This is a genomic window from Anabaena sp. CCY 9910 (assembly GCF_963920875.1).
GTDB lineage: Bacteria > Cyanobacteriota > Cyanobacteriia > Cyanobacteriales > Nostocaceae > Trichormus > Trichormus variabilis.
The window spans coordinates 149,270-167,044 of sequence record NZ_CAWUDJ010000005.1 but is presented as its reverse complement, the minus strand read 5'-3'; the positions used below and the strand labels follow the sequence as shown (position 1 = coordinate 167,044).

The following is a 17,775-nucleotide window of genomic DNA, read 5'->3' as shown; positions in this document are numbered from 1 at the left end:
TATAGGGTGCGTCAGTACGAGAAAACCTAGCTGTACCAAGAAATTATTCATACTGACGCACCCTACTAACTTGCGGTTAGCGGCGAGAGAATGTCAATTTTTTTAAAAGGTAAAAGTAGTTCGCAGTACACCTACAGTTGTCGTTTCATTTCGGCTGTCACCTTCTGGGTTAAATAAAATAAATGCACCAGGAGTAATACTGATGTTATCGCTGACTCTGACGCGATAATAGGCTTCTAAATGGTAAGGCGTAGCACGATTTGAACCAAGTACAGCCGCACCGCTAGCATCAGTACGGTAAAGTGGCTGACCAAAAATAATTCCTCCATTATTCCCAGATTTGAATAAATCTTTGAAGTGAACTCCCGCCATCCAACTTGTAAAAGTGGTTGAAGCATCAACGTTATTAGCAGAATCATCAACAAACAGTGCTGCACCATAGCCAGATAAGGCTACTTTGGGAGAAAATCGCCATGTTACAGTACCCCCAAAAGAGTTGAGTTTCACTGGTGTGCCAGGAGAAACACCAGATAAAGCACCGATGTCACCGCTAATTAATCCTGTACCTAAAATATTAATTTCGTGGTAGCTGTTGGCATAGTTTAGACCAATATCAATGTCACGGCTGGGCTTGAAGGTTAACTGTGCAGCAATAACGCTACTACCACTAAATAACCCTGCACCTAAAGGTGTAGTAGATACTCCTGGTAGGGCTTCATTTGGAGATTTTTGAGGAAGATTAGCATTAACACTGCCATATAAAGCGCGGAAATCCAAATTTGGAGAAATGCTATAAATAAATCCCGCCGCCGATGCTAAACCAGAACCAGAAGTTCCACCAGAAACTCGTACCACAGGATTTAAACCTGCAAAACGAGAAATTGATTCTTGTCCCTCGCCATAAAAAGGTGTAATTGCTGGGAAAGCATCTGATGTTTCCGCCGCAGTTCCCGCAAATAAAGTTAATTTATCAGCCACGGGAAAAATATACAACAATTTGTAAAGCTCTAAACTATTAGCCCCAACGCTGGACAAATTCTTGACATTAAGGCCAGGAAACTGTGGTTCAAAACTAGTACGAGCGCTACTAGAACTTAGTATGGGCGAAGCTAATCCTAAGCTGTTCTGCACGCTACCTTCGCCCGTAGCCCCACCTAAAAAGTTGTAAGCTTGCAGACCAGTAATTAATAAATCTTTGCCGGTAAAGCTAGTAGTGAGATTTAACCGTACTCTATTGACGAGAATGAGATTAGAATCATTGCTTCCAGGAGCGCCGCCTGTCGCACCAATAGCGGCAATAATTGCCTCACCATTGAGTTTGGTGGTAGTAGAAAACTGATTTGCTTCTAGTTCTGCGGTACGAGCTTCTAGAGCATCTACTCGACCCCGCAATGTCGCCAATTCCGCCGCAAATTGTTCTTGCAATTTTTGCAGGGTTGCTAAATCTTCTTTTTTGACTAAATCAGCAGTTGCTGTAGCAATTAATTCGTTGACTCTATCAAGACACGCATTTAAGCCAGCCGCAAATTCATAGCGAGTCATCGCCCGATTACCACGGTAGGTAAGATTGGGATAACCCGCTATACAACCATAGCGCTCCACCAAGGATTGTAATGCGCCAAATGCCCAATCAGTAGGTTGTACATCAGATAATTGGGATACAGATGTGACTTGGGCCAATTGGTCTGATGGAGGAGATGAATTTGTGGATTCTTGTATGATTAATGGTAAAGAATTAATAGTGTTATCTGAGTCTAAATTTTCACTTTTTTGTGCTTGATTACTTGAGGTTAAATCTTTTTGGGTTAATTCCTGAGATACAAGAGAATCAATATTTTTATGGTTGATATTATTTTGAGCAATTTCGGGATTTTTATCTGAATTATTTAAATTGGTAATGGCTTGTACAGGAAATAATCCGCAAATTAACCATAAAAAACCTGCTCCACCAGCAGAGGCTAGTAGATATTTTGCCATGATAACTCCTAAGATATTATGAATTGGAAAAACCTTAATTGTGATGTTTAAATATGATTGATAAGTAAATATAAAGTGTATTTAATCAGCTAACACTGCTTAACTTTAAATCTCAGGAAATTAATTCACTGAAATGGCTTATCAATCTATAAATTTCATCGCAAGTAGTAAATTCTAGTAAATACTATTTTCGAGAACAAATTAACATCAATACTATTGGGTAATTCTATAATTACTATTGACTAATACCCACCATAATGATGACTATTTATGGTATTTGACGGGAGAGAAAAATCACCTTAAGTCTGTATTTGCTTATTGTGGTTTCAACTTATACAGCAGAAGGGGCTAGCTTAGTCAGTGCAGCGATCGCATGAACTCGGACAAGTTCATCTGTATCTTGTGACAGCATGGTTAAGCTTTCCGTTGCTTCTGGACTACCGATCTGACCCAAAGATAAGGCGATCGCACTTTTCACACTATTCGTTTTTATAGCTGGATGTGACGAGTTCAGTATCTCTAACAGAATGGCTGTGGCTGGTATTTTTAACTCAGGCTTTTGTGTTCTCCCTAGAACTGTAACAACTTCCTGGCAAAGAGTTATGGAAGTGAGTTGATTTAAAGCTTGTCGTAAATACTCCAGCGCCGTTAGTGACTCTAGCCAATTCAAAGCGCGAATAATTTCCAGTTGTAAGGTAATAGGTGTGTGGGGTGATATCAAACCTGTGAATAGGTGCTTGGCTGCGTCATCGCCACCCATCCGGGCAAGAGCATTGGCAGCTGCACAACACACCTCCACACTAAAGTCGTACAATTTGGGTTGTAATGTGGCGACTAAATTTAATTCTGAAGATAAATCAGAGCGAAAACTTAAACCCTGAATCGCTGTACGCCTGACTGCGGCGGATAAATCATTTAAAGCGTTCAACAGTATGGGTGGTACACGTTCATCATGAAAACTGCTGAGGGCTTCGAGTGCGGCGGCGCGGACGGAAGCTTGAGCATCTTGCACCACACTTAATAAAGGCGCAATAGTTTCTGTACGCCGAATATAAGCAAGCGATCGAACTGCCAAAAGTCTTGTATTTTCATGTGTTAGCAGTTCTACAAGCACAGGAATAGCCATACTACCCATTTGCGCTATTGCGGATGAGGCGATCGCTTTCAGTTCATCCTCCTCACTAGTTTTCAATAGTTCTACCAGAGGCATAATCGCATCTGGGTGCTGTAATTCACCTAAAATTCGGGCAGCAAACCAGCGCAATTCATCCTCTGTATCTTCATCTTCTAGGATGTCAATTAATGGGTTGATGGTCGCAGTTCCCAAATGAACTAACACCTTGGCAATATCCCAACGTTGCTGAAAATCTCCCATCTCAAAAATAGAGAGTGCTAATTTCAGCAGTTGTTCTGAGTGACCTATTTCATCTCTATCCACTAAAATCAACTGTTGCAGATCATTAATCACCAATGACAAATCATCTGCACTATGCGCCGCCTGCGCTTGTACTAAAAGTTGACCGATATTATTCACAATACCTTTGGAATGGTGAAGTTATGAGTGCTGTAAAGCCCTGTGGGCATAGCTGCGGCGTTTAGCCAGTGCTGAGTCGGGAGTGATAAGTAATAAATTTATTCTTCCCCTGCTCCCTGCTTGCTCACACTAGCTTTGCTTAACTACAACTGAATCACCCTCAATCTTGGCGGCGTAAGTTTTGAGTGGTTTTGTAGCTGGGTCTTTCTGCACTTTACCATCAACTCCATATTCTGCGCCATGACATGGGCAGACAAATTTTTTGGCTTGGGCTTGCCATGCTACAGTACAGCCTTTGTGGCTACAAGTAGGATTAACAGCAATCAGATTTGCGTCCTTCGATGTACCCACTACCAAAACCGGGCCAATTGGTGAATTTTCGTTGAGTAATTGACCAGTTTTATCTAATTCGGCAACAGTCCCGATCGCTTGCGCCTCTGTAGATGTTACAGGCTGGGAAGAACAAGCAGCGATCGCTATAGGTAGGCTACTAGCTATCCAGCCCAAACCTACCCAATTGATGAAATCCCTTCGTTTCATAGTTTTTAGTCAATAGTCAATAGTCAATAGTCAATAGTCAATGGTCAATGGTCAATAGTTAATAGTCAATGAAATTCCAGGACACCAATCCAAGGATGAGGTGTTAGAGCATATTCACTAACAACTGAGATGGAAAGTGTAGCAATGCTTTACAGGCATTTTGGGCTACTTGTTAAGTATATGTGATGCAGAAAACGCATCTTAATTATTTAATTTAAGCATTAATACTAGAATTCTGTAGCTACTTATACTATTTTACCTGAGATCCCAACATAACCTTAGAAGTATCGAAATTGTTACATAAACATTTACACAAGCCACTTGAAAAATTTAGCCAATGTAAAAGATTACAGTTTCCCCCCGGTTTAGTTCTAGAGTTACCTTCAGTGAAACATCGGCGGCGTGTCATTCATTGAAGTAACAAACAAGTCATCCTAGAACAGTCTTGAGTACAAGTAATCAGACATAAATAAATATTTCGTTTTTCATTACTAGACCTCGTAGAACCAGCAAGACTACGAGCTGATTGATCTTGAGCAAATACAAATTTATGAGAACCAGCTCATGACAGATACAGTAACTACCCCCAAAGCCAGTCTCAATAAGTTTGAGAAATTCAAAGCCGAAAAAGATGGCCTTGCCATCAAGTCAGAGATTGAAAAAATTGCCTCTTTGGGATGGGAAGCAATGGACGAAACAGACCGAGATCATCGCCTCAAATGGGTGGGTGTATTCTTTCGTCCAGTCACCCCTGGCAAATTCATGATGCGGATGCGGATGCCTAATGGTATTCTCACCAGCGATCAAATGCGTGTTTTAGCTGAAGTAGTGCAGCGTTACGGAGATGATGGCAACGCTGATATTACAACTAGGCAGAATATCCAACTACGGGGAATCAGAATAGAAGACTTACCGCACATATTCAATAAATTTCAGGCAGTAGGTTTAACCAGTGTGCAGTCAGGGATGGACAACATCCGCAACATCACAGGCGACCCGATCGCCGGGTTGGATGCGGATGAATTGTATGATACTCGTGAGTTAGTGCAGCAAATTCAAGATATGCTCACCAACAAAGGAGAAGGTAATCGAGAGTTTAGTAACTTACCACGAAAATTTAATATTGCGATCGCTGGTGGACGGGATAATTCAGTTCATGCGGAAATCAACGATTTAGCCTTTGTTCCCGCATTCAAAGAAGGGATTGGAGATTGGGTTTTGGGGGGTGGTGAAGAATCTTCTACTCACCAAAAAGTATTTGGATTTAACGTGTTAGTTGGTGGCTTCTTTTCTGCCAAACGTTGTGAAGCGGCAATTCCTTTGAATGCTTGGGTAACACCTGAAGAAGTTGTAGCCTTATGTAGAGCAGTTCTGGAAGTCTATCGTGACAACGGACTCAGAGCTAATCGGCTTAAGTCTCGCTTGATGTGGCTAATTGATGAATGGGGTATAGATAAGTTCCGGGCAGAAGTCGAACAGCGTTTAGGTAAATCCTTACTACACGCCGCACCCAAAGACGAAATTGATTGGGAAAAACGCGACCATATCGGAGTCTATAAACAAAAGCAAGAGGGATTGAACTATGTAGGCTTACACATACCCGTAGGTAGGTTATATGCCGAGGATATGTTTGAACTAGCTCGGATAGCCGATGTTTACGGTAGCGGTGAAATCCGCATGACTGTTGAACAAAACATCATCATTCCCAACATTACCGACTCGCGGTTAAAGACTTTATTGACAGATCCTTTACTAGAAAGATTTTCTCTTGATCCGGGAGCATTGACGCGATCGCTAGTTTCCTGCACAGGCGCACAATTTTGCAACTTCGCCCTCATCGAAACCAAAAACCGCGCTCTAGAAATGATTAAAGACTTAGAAGCAGAGTTAACATTCACCCGTCCAGTGCGAATCCATTGGACAGGTTGCCCCAACTCCTGCGGACAACCCCAAGTTGCAGACATCGGTTTAATGGGAACCAAAGCTCGTAAAAACGGTAAAGCCGTCGAAGGCGTTGACATCTACATGGGAGGCAAAGTCGGCAAAGACGCACATTTAGGTAGTTGCGTACAAAAAGGCATCCCCTGCGAAGACTTGCACCTAGTATTACGAGACTTACTCATTACTAATTTTGGAGCCAAACCCAGGCAGGAAGCTTTAGTTAGCAGCCAGTAGAGGGAGCAGGGGGAGCAGGGGAGCAGAGGAAGCAGAGGGAGTAAAGAAGAATAACTATGGACTAATGACTAATGACTAATGACTATTGACTGTTGACTAATGACAACTGACAACCGACGAATTAACAACATACAAAACATGACACAGGTTTCCAGAAGAAAATTTCTATTCACCACAGGCGCGGCGGCGGCGGCTTCTATTTTGGCTCATGGTTGCACCTCCAATAGTTCCCAATCAGCTACCACAGGAGAACAAGCGCCTTCAGCAGCACCAGCAGCTAACGTCTCAGCCACTAACGCACCCAAGGTAGAAACAACCAAAGCCAAGTTAGGATTTATCCCGCTTACTGATGCTGCACCCCTCATCATTGCTAAAGAGAAGGGCTTTTTTGCTAAATATGGCATGACCGATGTTGAAGTCATCAAGCAAAAATCTTGGCCTGTCACCCGCGATAACTTAAAAATTGGCTCATCTGGTGGTGGTATTGATGGCGCACATATCCTTAGTCCCATGCCATACCTCATGACCATCAAAGATAAAGTGCCAATGTACATTTTGGCTAGGTTAAATACAAACGGTCAGGCTATTTCTGTAGCTGAGAAATATAAAGACCTGAACATTAATTTAGAAAGCAAAAACCTCAAAGACGTAGCCGCCAAAGCCAAAGCTGATAAGAAAGCCTGGAAAGCTGGTATTACCTTTCCTGGTGGGACACATGATTTGTGGATGCGCTATTGGTTAGCGGCTGGTGGTATTAATCCTGATCAAGATGTTGTGTTGGAACCTGTACCACCACCACAAATGGTAGCAAATATGAAAGTTGGGACTGTCGATTCCTTCTGTGTAGGAGAACCTTGGAATGCTCAGTTAGTCAACCAAAAATTAGGTTATTCCGCTTTAGTTACAGGCGAATTGTGGAAAGATCATCCAGAAAAAGCCTTTACCATGCGACAAGATTGGGTTGATCAAAATCCCAATGCAGCCCAGGCAATTTTGATGGCGATTTTGGAAGCACAACAGTGGTGCGACAAAGCAGAAAACAAAGAAGAAATGTGTCAAATCTGCGCTGACCGTAAATACTTAAATGTTGCAGCAGCAGATATTGTAGAAAGAGCTAAAGGCAATATCGATTATGGTGATGGTCGTAAAGAACAAAACTTTGCCCATCGGATGAAATTCTGGGCAGATAATGCTTCCTATCCCTATAAGAGTCACGATATTTGGTTTTTAACTGAAGATATTCGCTGGGGTTATTTACCAAAAGATACCAAAGTTCAAGATATTGTTAATCAAGTCAATAAAGAAGACTTGTGGAAGAAAGCAGCGAAAGCAATTGGTGTGGCTGATGCCGAAATTCCAGCTAGCAGTTCCCGTGGGGTGGAAACTTTCTTTGATGGCGTGAAATTTGACCCAGAAAAGCCAGAAGAATATTTAAATAGCTTGAAAATCAAAAAAGTTTAATTGGGCTGTAAATTTTGAATTTGGAGTAAGGCGAAGTGACAGCTATTTTAGGGAATCGCGCTAGGGTAAGAAAGTCTCAAAGAGCTATCAATAATTTCTTGTGGAAAAAAGTTGTACCACCACTAGTAGCATTAGGAATTTTTTTGGTAATTTGGCAACTGCTTTGTTTGAATCCTAACTTTAAATTACCAGGCCCTATAGAAACTTTTTCGGAAACTTGGGACCCTTTTATTATCAATCCATTTTTTGATAACGGTGAAAGCGATAAGGGTTTAGGCTGGCAAATTTTGAGTAGTTTGGGAAGGGTTGGTTTAGGTTTTTCTTTGGCAGCGATCGCCGGAATTATATTAGGCATTTTAATCGGCGTAAATCCGTTAGTTTACAATGCTGTAGATCCTATATTCCAAGTGTTGCGAACAGTCCCGCCTCTAGCGTGGTTACCAATTTCACTGGCAGCATTCCAACAGGCTAACCCCTCAGCAATTTTCGTTATTTTCATCACTTCAATATGGCCGATTCTGATTAATACTACAGTCGGTGTACAACAAATTCCCCAAGATTACATCAATGTAGCTAAGGTGTTACGGCTGAAGGGAGCAAAGTACTTTTTTAAAATTGTCTTTCCTGCCACGGTTCCCTATATCTTTACGGGTTTAAGAATTGGTATTGGTTTATCTTGGTTAGCTATCGTGGCGGCGGAAATGTTAGTTGGTGGTGTGGGGATTGGTTCGTTTATTTGGGATGCTTACAACACAACTACTGAAACTAATTTGAGTGAGATTATTTTGGCACTTATCTATGTTGGTTTGGTGGGTTTGTTGTTAGATAGATTGGTGGGTTTTGTTGCTAGTAAAGTTGTGGCGGAGCAGAAGTAGTTAATTAAGATTTAAACGCGGAGGGGCGCTGAGGTGAGCGCTGAGGTACGCGGAGAGGTGGGAGAGGGAAGAGAGGGAAGGAATTAGTTAAGGACTAATGACCTCTTTAATTTTGAATTTTGAATTTTGAATTCCCCAAAGGGGTTGAGTAATGCCTACTTTTGTTGAAGTTGATCACGTTGATCGGATATTTGATTTACCTAATGGTGGTAGATATATTGCACTGAAAAATATTGAGTTGAAAATTAAGCAGGGGGAGTTTGTTTCTTTAATTGGACATTCTGGTTGTGGTAAGTCTACTTTGCTCAATATTATTGCTGGGTTAGATCAAGCTAGTATTGGCGGTGTGACTTTGGAAGGGCGGGAAATTCGAGAACCTAGTCCAGATAGGATGGTGGTTTTTCAAAATTATTCCCTGCTTCCTTGGTTAACTGTGCGGGAAAATGTTGCTCTGGCTGTGGATGAGGTTTATCAGGGTAAGTCTAAGGGTGAGCGTCGGGTAATTGTTGAGGAACACATTGATATGGTGGGACTGCGCCTAGCGGCGAATAAACGTCCTAGTGAGTTATCTGGGGGGATGAAACAACGGGTAGCGATCGCCCGTGCTTTAGCTACTCGTCCCAAGTTGTTGCTGTTAGATGAACCTTTTGGGGCTTTGGATGCTTTGACAAGGGGGAGTTTGCAAGAACAGTTGATGAAAATCTGCAATGAACATCAAATTACTTGTGTGATGGTGACACATGATGTAGATGAGGCGCTGTTGTTGAGCGATCGCGTCGTCATGCTCACCAACGGCCCAGAAGCCCACATTGGGCAGATTCTCGAAGTCCCTATCCCCCGTCCCCGTCAACGTTTGGAGGTCGTCAAACATCCCAGCTATTACAATCTGCGGAATGAGATAATTTACTTCCTCAACCAACAAAAGCTAGCTAAGAAACGTCAGACACAGCAGGCTTCTGCACCATTGGGAACAGCCAAAGCCGTGATTGAAATCGGCTTTATGCCTTTGACTGACTCTGCACCTTTAATTGTCGCTAAAGAAAAAGGCTTCTTTGCCAAATACGGCTTAGATAATGTTATCCTCAACCGGGAAACCAACTGGCAGGCGATCGCTACTGGTGTAGTAACTGGCAAATTAGATGCAGCCCAAATGGTTGCAGGAATGCCGATTGCGTTAACTTTAGGTGCTGGGAGTCAAACGCCAACTCCTGTGATCAACGCCTTAAATCTTTCTCGCAACGCTAACGCCATCACCTTCAGCAAGAGACTATATAGCCAAGGTGTGAGAAGCCTAGCTGACTTAAAAGCAGTAATTGATAGTTCTCCAGATCAAATCCTCACCTTGGGGGTAGTTCATCCCGCCTCCATGCAAAACCTAATTCTGCGTTACTGGTTAGCGGCTGGCGGTATAGATCCCGATAGAGATGTTAGCTTAACAGTCATTCCTCCAACCCAAATGGTATCTCAACTCAAAGCCGGCAACATTGACGGTTACTGTGCAGGAGAACCTTGGAACTATCAAGCCGTCCATGATGATTTAGGCTTCGTTGCAGCTACAGCTTTAGAAATCTGGTCAGGACAGCCGAAAAAAGTCTTGGGAGTCAGAGAAGATTGGGCGCAAAAATACCCAGAAACCTACCTTAACCTCGTCAAAGCACTAATAGAAGCCTGCAAATATTGTGACGACCTCCGCAACCGCGAAGAAATTCTCCAATTACTCTGTCGTCCCGAATATCTAGATGTCAATCCCGCCTACGTCCGCCCTGGCTTCATCGACCCCTACGATCGCGGCGACGGTACACCACCCCAACAACTCACAGCCTATAACCAGTTTTACCTCAACAAAACCAACTATCCCAACCGCACCGAAATCTTGTGGATGATAACACAAATGGCACGTTGGGGCTTAACACCATTCCCCAAAAACTGGGTAGAAATCACCGAAAGAGTTTGCCGCACAGACATATTCGGTGCAGCAGCCCGCGACCTCGGCTTACTAGATATCGGTGAAGACGACCCCATCCACCTATTCGACGGTAAACTATTCAACCCCTCAGAACCAATCGAATACCTCAAAAGCTTAGAAATCAAACGGCAAATACGTATAGAGGAAATATTTATTTAGTCATTAGTCATTAGTCCATAGTCAACGGTCAACAGTCAACAGTCATCTCTCCGCTCCTCTCCTCCTTTGCGCCTTTGCGCCTCTGCGTGAGCCAATCATAAATCCATCCAGCACCGAAAATAATATGCAAATAATCAATAGAAATAATCAAACCAACCCAAAACCCCAAAAAACAGATAACTTCCTAGTAGTTGAAGGCGTAAGCAAAATCTACCCCACCCCCGAAGGCCCCTACACCGTCCTCGATGGAATTGACCTAAAAGTTCGTGAAGGCGAATTTGTCTGCTTAATTGGTCATTCCGGCTGCGGTAAATCAACCCTGCTCAACATGATTTCCGGCTTCAACACCCCCAGCGAAGGCGTAGTTCTCCTACAAGACAAACCCATCACCGAACCAGGCCCCGACCGGATGATGGTCTTTCAAAATTATTGCTTACTCCCTTGGCTAAGTGTTTTTGAAAACGTTTACCTAGCCGTAGATGCAGTATTTCCCCACAAACCCCAAGCCGAAAAACGCGCCATCGTCAGAGAACACCTAGCAATGGTGGGACTGACAGAAGCCGCAGAGAAAAAGCCTAGCCAGATTTCCGGCGGGATGAAACAACGAGTGGCGATCGCTCGCGCTTTATCCATCCGCCCCCAAGTATTGATTCTCGATGAACCTTTCGGCGCATTAGACGCAATCACCAAAGAAGAATTACAAGAAGAACTACTACAAATTTGGAGTGATCATCAAGTCACCGTCCTCATGATTACCCATGATATTGATGAAGCTTTATTCCTAGCCGACAGAGTTGTCATGATGACCAACGGCCCAGCCGCCCAAATCGGCGAAATCCTCGATATTCCTTTCGATCGCCCCCGCAACCGTCGCCGCATCATGGAAGACCCCGAATATTACAACCTCAGAAATTACGCCCTAGATTTCTTGTATAACCGCTTTGCTCATGAGGAGTAGTCAGTTGTCAATAGTCCATAGTCAACAGTCAATAGTCAACAGTCCATAGTTATTCTTTTTTACTTCCCTTGCTCCCTCTGCTCCCCTGCTCCCCCTGCTCCCACTAAATTGTCTTTAATTTTGAATTTTGAATTTTGAATTTTGAATTCGGAGCGAAGCGACGTGACTGAATCTACCAAAACCCTATGTCCTTATTGTGGTGTCGGCTGTGGACTAGAAGTAACACCACCAGCCCAACTCAACAAAGCCACAAATCGAGATAGCCAAGGAAATCCAATTTGGCGGGTGCGGGGTGATAAAGCCCATCTATCGAGCCAGGGGATGGTTTGTGTGAAAGGGGCAACGATCGCCGAATCTTTGGATAAAAATAGATTACATTACCCAATGGTACGGGACTCATTAGATCAAGAGTTCCGTCGCGTGAGTTGGGATGAAGCTTTTGACCTCATCACCAAGCGTATTCAAACTGTGCGCTTTACTCAAGGGGCGGAAGCTATATGTATGTATGGTTCCGGTCAATTCCAAACTGAAGATTACTACATAGCCCAAAAACTGATGAAAGGTTGTTTGGGTAGCAATAATTTTGATGCTAACTCCCGCTTATGTATGTCCAGTGCGGTATCTGGGTATATTCAAAGTTTTGGGGCTGATGGGCCTCCCTGTTGTTATGAAGATTTGGAGTTAACTGACTGTGCATTCTTAATTGGGACAAATACTGCCGAATGTCACCCCATTGTTTTTAACAGACTGGAGAAGTACCACAGAAAAAACCATCAGGTGAAAATGGTTGTGGTTGATCCTCGGCGCACACCTACCGCCGAAGCTGCTGATTTACATTTGGCGATTAAACCGGGTACAGATATTGACTTGTTAAATGGGATTGCTCATTTATTAATGCGTTGGAACATGATAGATGTCGGTTTCATCGATGACTGTACCAGCAACTTTTCAGCCTACGCTGAGGTAATTCGCCACTATCCACCGGAGGTAGTAGCCCGTCAATGTGGTATCACCGTTGAGGATTTAGAAATAGCTGCCCGTTATTGGGGTGAATCGCAGCGTGTGTTGTCTTTGTGGTCGATGGGTGTGAATCAATCGAGTGAAGGTACAGCCAAAGTCAGAACGATTATTAACTTACATTTGATGACGGGACAAGTCGGTCAACCAGGGGCTGGGCCTTTCTCCCTCACCGGTCAACCGAATGCGATGGGAGGACGGGAAGCAGGCGGTTTAGCTCATTTATTACCGGGTTATCGATTGGTGAAAAATCCCCAACACCGGGCAGAATTAGAAGCATTTTGGGGATTTCCATCAGGGCAAATTTCACCCCATCCCGGTTTAACTGCGTGGGACATGATTACTGGTTTGGAAGACTGTAATGTGGGTTTACTGTGGATTGCAGCTACTAACCCAGCTGTAAGTATGCCAGATTTGGAACGGACGAAAAAGGCGTTATTGCGATCGCCTTTCACAATCTACCAAGATGCTTACCACCCTACAGAAACTACAGCATACGCTCATGTTCTGTTACCAGCAGCCCAATGGGGTGAAAAAACTGGAGTCATGACCAACTCAGAACGCCGCGTCACCCTATGTCAAGCCTTCCGCCAACCACCAAGAGAAGCCAAGCCAGATTGGGAAATCTTTGCAGAAGTTGGACGGCGATTAGGTTTTGAGGACAAGTTCGCTTTTGGAAACTCAGCCCAAGTCTACGCCGAGTTTGCCCAACTGACCAAGGGTCGCCCTTGTGATATGTCTGGTATTAGCCATCAACAATTACAAGCCCAAGGCCCCACCCAATGGCCATATCCAGAAATGGAGAGTGGGGATAAGCATAAAAGACTCTACACTGATTTACGCTTTCATACCCCTGATGGTCGCGCACGCTTTGGGGCATATTATTCTCAGGGATTAGCAGAACCACCAGACCCCGCTTATCCTTTTGTGTTGACTACTGGACGATTATACGGACATTGGCACACCCAAACCCGTACCGGTCGGATAGAAAAAATCCGCGCCATGCACCCCGAACCATTCATCGAGATACATCCTCGTGATGCGGCGAAGTTAGGCATTATAGATCATCAGGTGGTAGAAGTGCGATCGCGTCGAGGTAGTGCTAAGTTTCCCGCCAAGGTGACAAAAGCTATTTCTCCAGGTACAGTTTTTGTCCCCATGCACTGGGGTAAACTCTGGGCAGAGGATGCGGAAGCTAATGCCCTAACCCATTCAGAATCTTGCCCCGATTCATTACAACCAGAGTTAAAAGCCTGTGCAGTCCAATTAATACCAATTTCTGTAGAAATTACAGCCGAAAATTATCAACTCCAGTCATCTCAGTGGTAAGCTTCTAGGTATCGATAATCAATAATAGAATAAAATCAATAGTTACCATTAGTACTTAATATGTAATAACTATTGGGCTATCAGCTTTATTTGATTACTGTTACTGGATAGTAAGAGTTATAGAAAAGTCAATTTTTCTCTTTTTCTTATTTTTTATAAGAGAGAACTTTTAATCCTCTAGATTAATCTACGGGATTTTTATTTTGACTGAATCAAGGTTTACCAAAACTGGGGTGTAGGTGATGAAGAGATTAATTAAAAGAATTGTAGGAATTGGTAGCGATGAGAACTTCATGCACATTATTGAAAATGTAGAAGTGCTTGTTTCTAAAGTTCTATCTATTTTTATGGTATTGGTAATTTTGGTGGCGATCGGTGATTTAGGAATCTTTATTGTTAAAGAAGTTTTTACTGTCCCATATGGCAAAATTAACACTACCCTATTCAAGGTTTTCGGTCTATTTCTAAATATTCTCATTGCTTTAGAAATTTTAGAAAATATCACCGCTTATCTCAAAAGACACGTTTTTCAGGTTGAATTAGTAATTGTTACCTCTTTAATTGCCGTTGCTAGGAAAATCATTATTCTTGATTTAGAAAAGGTCAATGGTGTTGATATTATTGGTTTAGGTGTTGCCGTACTAGCACTTTCAATTAGCTATCTAATTATTCGTTCCAGTAATTATGGTAATAGAAATTAAATATTTAATTGTATTATTATGCTGATATAATTATAGTCTGACAAGATTGATAGATTTTGGTGTTGAAATTATAGTTTCAATCGCTAATTATGGCAGACTTCTTTAAATTTGAAGCAGACTTTGTTGATTCTCTACGTTGCATACCCATGCAGGTGCGCTACAAACTTGATACCTGCGGCATTAAACTTAAATTATCTGATTGGAACCAAATGAATCAAGCCGAAAGAGAAGCTTTAGTCGAACTACCATGCACTACAACCGCAGAAATTCAATCTTATCAAGAATATATCCAGCAGCTGATTGTAAATCGAACTGGCACACTACCCACAAAGCTACCAATTGAGTCTGAACCTGCATGGCTAGACTCTAATACCATACCAATTAGTATTCAGGATAAAGCTCAAGAAACAGGCGTGATTGTAACTTTATCACAGTGGGAGAATTTAAGCCCATTACAGCGTTTTGCCTTGATTAAACTCAGCCGTTCAGGACATGAAAACAAAAATTTCCCCAAGGCGATCGCAGAGTTTAATATAGTTTAAATTTAAACCTAGCGAATTTTTATAAGAAAATCTCTGCGTGCCTCAGCGCTAACTACCCTGCGGGTACTCCTGCGGAGAACTCGTAGAGTAGCCGAAGCGTCTACAAGGTGACTCTGCGTTAAAAAGGCTAAAATTTGGCACAGCTTTATAAAGAAACGGCATAAATAAAACCCCATTTATTCAACGGGGTTTTATCTGCGGCAATTTTGTAGTGCTGCCAATATATGAAATTTTTCAGGCACAGCAATCATCTTGATTCAAATAAAAATATACCTTGTATGGATAAGGTATCTTTTCTATCTTTATAAAGATATAACTATCTATCAATCGGCTGAGTTTTGGGATTTGATCAAGGGAAGAAGATGTTGTAAGTATCTTTTCCCCTTGCTTTTACCTTAGTTTACTTTTGGCGATCGCACTAGCGAGACTTACTAGTCTTGGAACCACCTGCTGATTGGGCTTCTTGAATTAACTGCGGCAGATGTTGTTCTATTTTTTGAGCTGTTTGTTCCTCTTGCTGTAAGTTTTGCCGTAACAGTTGTACGACTTGATCTTGTCCCATCTGTTCGGCAGCTCTAATCAAACCACGGTAGCAGGCAATTTCTAACTGTTCTACCTTCGCTTGACCACCAGCCAACCCCAAATTAAGAATTGGTTGATTCTCTGAAGCTAGGAGCATTAACTTTTGACCGTCACTGATCAGACCAGCCGCAGCATCGCAAGTGACCCGCGTTGGTTGCTGTCCCAAAGCGTTGAACACCTGCTCTAGATTCCGAATTTGTTGTTCTGTTTCTCGGATGTGAGTTTCAATCAAAGACCTGAGTTGATTATTTTGGCAACACTGCAACATTGTCTGCTGGGCCTCCCAAAAGCGATGTTCCGCGTCATAAATCGCACCAACTTCGTAGATAAACTTTTCTTGGAAGTTGTTGATTCTGGCAGTCCCTGGACGTTCGCTTAGTTGAACCATTGTTCTTCACCTGAACTTCGGTTGACCCCTCTAAACTACGTTTGTCACTCAAGGCTTCTCGTCTTACCTAAGACACAACAGACATTAAATACTGTTAATTCTCAATGCTAAGACAGATACAAAAAACTCTACATAGGCGGAAAACACTCTACTCTCATTCCTGAACCCCCGACCAAGCCACATGAGAGATCAGGTAAAGTAAAGTAAAGATACATTAAGAATGCGCTGGGAATTAAATGACTGTTTCACAATTGCAGGAAATTTCTGCTCAGTTAGAAAGTCCAGATTTGCGCGATCGCATGGTAGCTCTTGCTAATTTGCGAAATATAGCTGCTGAGGATGCTGTACCTTTAATTAAAAAGGTATTGGATGACGAATCTTTGCAGCTGCGATCAATGGCAATTTTTGCTCTAGGCATCAAACAAACAGCAGAGTGTTACCCAATTCTGGTAAAGATTCTCGAAAATGACCCAGATTATGGCATTCGCGCTGATGCGGCTGGCGCATTGGGATACTTGGGTGATATTAGAGCCTTTGAAGTGCTGTCACGAGCATTTTATGAAGACACCGATTGGTTAGTCCGTTTTAGTGCAGCAGTTTCCCTGGGTAATCTCAAAGACCCACGCGCCCATCAAGTCTTGATGCAGGCGTTAGATAGCAAAGAAGGAGTCATCCAACAAGCTGCTATTTCTGCCTTAGGTGAAATACAAGATATTGAATCTGTTGATAGTATCCTGCGCTTTGCTCAGTCAGATGATTGGTTAGTTAGGCAACGTTTAGCAGAATCCTTAGGTAATCTTCCGACCCCCAAAAGTGTATCAGCTTTAAAATATTTAGAAAAAGACAGCCATCCTAATGTTGCTGAAGCTGCGAGGATTGGTCTGAAAAGACTTGAGGAAATGGGTAATCAAGCTTAATATCACGTCCCATACTAGCTTTTAATAATAATAAGTGGGATTTTTAAATTAAGACTCAGGGAATTTAATTCATGAATATTGAAGAATTTTTTGAATTGAGTGCAGGTAAATGGTTTTCTCATCGCACTAGCCATCATTTAGCTTTTAAGCAATCGGAAGATGGCAAGTCTGATCTGGTAATCGAGTCACTAGCCGCAGATCATCCAGAAGTCATCAAGTTGTGCGAATTGTACGAAGTTCCTGCTAGTGCTGCTTCATGCGGTGCGAGGGTTAGCTGGAACGGTACTATGGAATGGGATGAAGAAAAACATACTGGATCTACAGTGTTAGCTACTGTACCAGATGTGGACAATCCCAACGAAGGCAGATTACTGCGGGAAATGGGTTATGCCGAGAAAGCCCCTGTAGCTGGACGTTACAAGATGGGTGATGATGGCGCTTTAACTCTCACGACAGAGTACGAAACCATGTGGTCTGAAGAACGCTTATGGTTTGCTAGCCCTAATTTACGGATGCGCGTCAGTGTGTTAAAGCGGTTTGGTGGCTTCAGTATGGCTTCCTTTACTTCTGAGATTCGTATGGGCGGAAGTCCAGCTACAGCAAAAGCTGAAGAAGCGGCTAATTCTGCATCCAGTTAAGAATAGGCAGGGAATG

The 17,775-nt window shown here is 42.7% G+C and carries 14 protein-coding genes; 10 read left to right on the top strand and 4 right to left on the bottom strand.

Annotated elements, in window-relative coordinates:
• Window positions 1–102: 102 nt before the first annotated feature.
• From ACM5QX_RS06700 to ACM5QX_RS06690, 3 genes are all read right to left on the bottom strand, one after another.
• Window positions 103–1,977, bottom strand: a complete 1,875-nt coding sequence (locus ACM5QX_RS06700) for an iron uptake porin (RefSeq protein WP_414752910.1) — start codon at window positions 1,975–1,977, stop codon at window positions 103–105.
• A 331-nt stretch (window positions 1,978–2,308) separates the two neighbouring features.
• On the bottom strand, window positions 2,309–3,511 hold the full coding sequence (locus ACM5QX_RS06695; protein ID WP_414752908.1) for a HEAT repeat domain-containing protein: 1,203 nt from the start codon (window positions 3,509–3,511) through the stop codon (window positions 2,309–2,311).
• Window positions 3,512–3,640: 129 nt separating this feature from the next.
• Window positions 3,641–4,051, bottom strand: coding sequence for a ubiquinol-cytochrome c reductase iron-sulfur subunit (locus ACM5QX_RS06690; protein WP_414752907.1), 411 nt, complete (start codon window positions 4,049–4,051; stop codon window positions 3,641–3,643).
• Between the two features lie 564 nt (window positions 4,052–4,615).
• Between ACM5QX_RS06690 and ACM5QX_RS06685 the strand changes: the two genes are divergently transcribed.
• The 8 genes from ACM5QX_RS06685 to ACM5QX_RS06650 all read left to right on the top strand — a co-directional run bounded on the left by ACM5QX_RS06685 (window position 4,616) and on the right by ACM5QX_RS06650 (window position 15,234).
• Window positions 4,616–6,226: a ferredoxin--nitrite reductase gene (locus ACM5QX_RS06685; RefSeq protein ID WP_414752906.1), complete on the top strand. Its 1,611-nt coding sequence runs from the start codon at window positions 4,616–4,618 to the stop codon at window positions 6,224–6,226.
• A gap of 138 nt (window positions 6,227–6,364) precedes the next feature.
• Entirely contained in the window at window positions 6,365–7,687 is a 1,323-nt protein-coding gene (locus ACM5QX_RS06680) for a CmpA/NrtA family ABC transporter substrate-binding protein (RefSeq protein ID WP_414752954.1), read from the top strand.
• A 35-nt stretch (window positions 7,688–7,722) separates the two neighbouring features.
• A complete protein-coding gene (gene ntrB, locus ACM5QX_RS06675) occupies window positions 7,723–8,562 on the top strand; it encodes a nitrate ABC transporter permease (RefSeq protein WP_414752905.1) in 840 nt (279 codons plus the stop codon).
• A gap of 151 nt (window positions 8,563–8,713) precedes the next feature.
• Window positions 8,714–10,687, top strand: coding sequence for a nitrate ABC transporter ATP-binding protein (locus ACM5QX_RS06670; RefSeq protein ID WP_414752903.1), 1,974 nt, complete (start codon window positions 8,714–8,716; stop codon window positions 10,685–10,687).
• 124 nt (window positions 10,688–10,811) lie between these two features.
• Window positions 10,812–11,645 carry a nitrate ABC transporter ATP-binding protein gene (locus ACM5QX_RS06665; RefSeq protein ID WP_011321212.1) on the top strand — a complete coding sequence of 278 codons (834 nt, stop codon included), beginning with the start codon at window positions 10,812–10,814 and terminating at the stop codon, window positions 11,643–11,645.
• Between the two features lie 162 nt (window positions 11,646–11,807).
• Window positions 11,808–13,991: a molybdopterin oxidoreductase family protein gene (locus ACM5QX_RS06660; RefSeq protein WP_414752902.1), complete on the top strand. Its 2,184-nt coding sequence runs from the start codon at window positions 11,808–11,810 to the stop codon at window positions 13,989–13,991.
• A gap of 242 nt (window positions 13,992–14,233) precedes the next feature.
• Window positions 14,234–14,692 (top strand): phosphate-starvation-inducible PsiE family protein, encoded by a 459-nt coding sequence (locus ACM5QX_RS06655; RefSeq protein ID WP_414752953.1) that lies wholly within the window; start codon window positions 14,234–14,236, stop codon window positions 14,690–14,692.
• A gap of 89 nt (window positions 14,693–14,781) precedes the next feature.
• Window positions 14,782–15,234 carry a nitrate reductase associated protein gene (locus ACM5QX_RS06650; RefSeq protein ID WP_414752901.1) on the top strand — a complete coding sequence of 151 codons (453 nt, stop codon included), beginning with the start codon at window positions 14,782–14,784 and terminating at the stop codon, window positions 15,232–15,234.
• A gap of 418 nt (window positions 15,235–15,652) precedes the next feature.
• Here the strand turns inward: ACM5QX_RS06650 and ACM5QX_RS06645 are convergent, their stop codons facing one another.
• Window positions 15,653–16,204, bottom strand: a complete 552-nt coding sequence (locus ACM5QX_RS06645; protein ID WP_414752899.1) for a ferritin-like domain-containing protein — start codon at window positions 16,202–16,204, stop codon at window positions 15,653–15,655.
• A 236-nt stretch (window positions 16,205–16,440) separates the two neighbouring features.
• Here ACM5QX_RS06645 and ACM5QX_RS06640 point away from each other — a divergent pair, with 236 nt between their 5' ends.
• Together ACM5QX_RS06640 and ACM5QX_RS06635 are read left to right on the top strand one after the other, a co-directional pair.
• Window positions 16,441–17,121 carry a HEAT repeat domain-containing protein gene (locus tag ACM5QX_RS06640; protein ID WP_414752898.1) on the top strand — a complete coding sequence of 227 codons (681 nt, stop codon included), beginning with the start codon at window positions 16,441–16,443 and terminating at the stop codon, window positions 17,119–17,121.
• 71 nt (window positions 17,122–17,192) lie between these two features.
• Complete coding sequence (locus ACM5QX_RS06635) at window positions 17,193–17,759, top strand: phycobiliprotein lyase (RefSeq protein WP_011321218.1); 567 nt, start codon at window positions 17,193–17,195, stop codon at window positions 17,757–17,759.
• The last annotated feature ends 16 nt before the right edge of the window (window positions 17,760–17,775 follow it).

Coding starts and splice junctions, on each gene's coding strand:
- ACM5QX_RS06700 (WP_414752910.1), bottom strand. CDS start 1,977: ATGGCAAAATATCTACTAGCCTCTGCTGGTGGAGCAGGTTTTTTATGG.
- ACM5QX_RS06690 (WP_414752907.1), bottom strand. CDS start 4,051: ATGAAACGAAGGGATTTCATCAATTGGGTAGGTTTGGGCTGGATAGCT.
- ACM5QX_RS06685 (WP_414752906.1), top strand. CDS start 4,616: ATGACAGATACAGTAACTACCCCCAAAGCCAGTCTCAATAAGTTTGAG.
- ACM5QX_RS06680 (WP_414752954.1), top strand. CDS start 6,365: ATGACACAGGTTTCCAGAAGAAAATTTCTATTCACCACAGGCGCGGCG.
- ACM5QX_RS06670 (WP_414752903.1), top strand. CDS start 8,714: ATGCCTACTTTTGTTGAAGTTGATCACGTTGATCGGATATTTGATTTA.
- ACM5QX_RS06665 (WP_011321212.1), top strand. CDS start 10,812: ATGCAAATAATCAATAGAAATAATCAAACCAACCCAAAACCCCAAAAA.
- ACM5QX_RS06655 (WP_414752953.1), top strand. CDS start 14,234: ATGAAGAGATTAATTAAAAGAATTGTAGGAATTGGTAGCGATGAGAAC.
- ACM5QX_RS06650 (WP_414752901.1), top strand. CDS start 14,782: ATGGCAGACTTCTTTAAATTTGAAGCAGACTTTGTTGATTCTCTACGT.
- ACM5QX_RS06645 (WP_414752899.1), bottom strand. CDS start 16,204: ATGGTTCAACTAAGCGAACGTCCAGGGACTGCCAGAATCAACAACTTC.
- ACM5QX_RS06640 (WP_414752898.1), top strand. CDS start 16,441: ATGACTGTTTCACAATTGCAGGAAATTTCTGCTCAGTTAGAAAGTCCA.
- ACM5QX_RS06635 (WP_011321218.1), top strand. CDS start 17,193: ATGAATATTGAAGAATTTTTTGAATTGAGTGCAGGTAAATGGTTTTCT.